This is a genomic window from Vibrio sp. 1402 (genome assembly GCF_033340275.1).
Map to the genome: position 1 here is coordinate 1 of NZ_JAWOWE010000435.1, position 605 is coordinate 605.

Annotated in this window: 1 protein-coding gene; it reads right to left on the reverse strand. The window is 47.3% G+C overall.

Annotated features, from left to right (window positions below; all coding sequences use genetic code 11):
* On the reverse strand, positions 1-454 hold a 454-nt coding region (locus tag R7044_RS26520; RefSeq protein WP_225456152.1), incomplete at its 3' end, for a GNAT family N-acetyltransferase.
* Between the last annotated feature and the right edge of the window lie 151 nt (positions 455-605).

The window sequence follows — 605 nt, forward strand, 5'->3', positions numbered from 1 at the left end:
GTAACACATTCGCCATCGGATCAAGCGGCTTCACCATTTGTTGGTGACGGACCGGACCGCGTTCATCGGTCAACTCACCACGACGTTCAAAACCATTTTTTTCATAAAACGCAATCGCATCTTCACGGGCATTACATACCAAACGTTTCGCACCTTCTTGGCGCGCAAGCGATTCCAACGCGACCAACACCAGTGAGCCCATGCCTTTGCTGCGACGATTGCCTTTCACCGCCATATAGCGGATTTGGCCATCGTTATCCGGAGTAATGTACAAACGTCCGATCGCCATTGGACGACCACGGCTATCCACAATCATGCGGTGGTGGCTCACCACGTCATATTCATCACGTTCAGAGCCTACTGGCATGCGCCATGGCTCTCGAAGCATTTGCCAACGAAATTGATAGTACTTGTTAAGCTGATTTTCGGTTGTTGGAGTTATGAGTTTGAACATATCAATCCTTTGAAAGTGCAAATCAGTAAGAATCTTGGGGAGAAAATACCCAAGTAAAATCAAACCACTTGGGTATATAGCTTAGACCATGGGTGTATCCACGCCAGATTAGACCTGTAGCCAAAAAGTCACTGGGCCGTCATTAATTAAT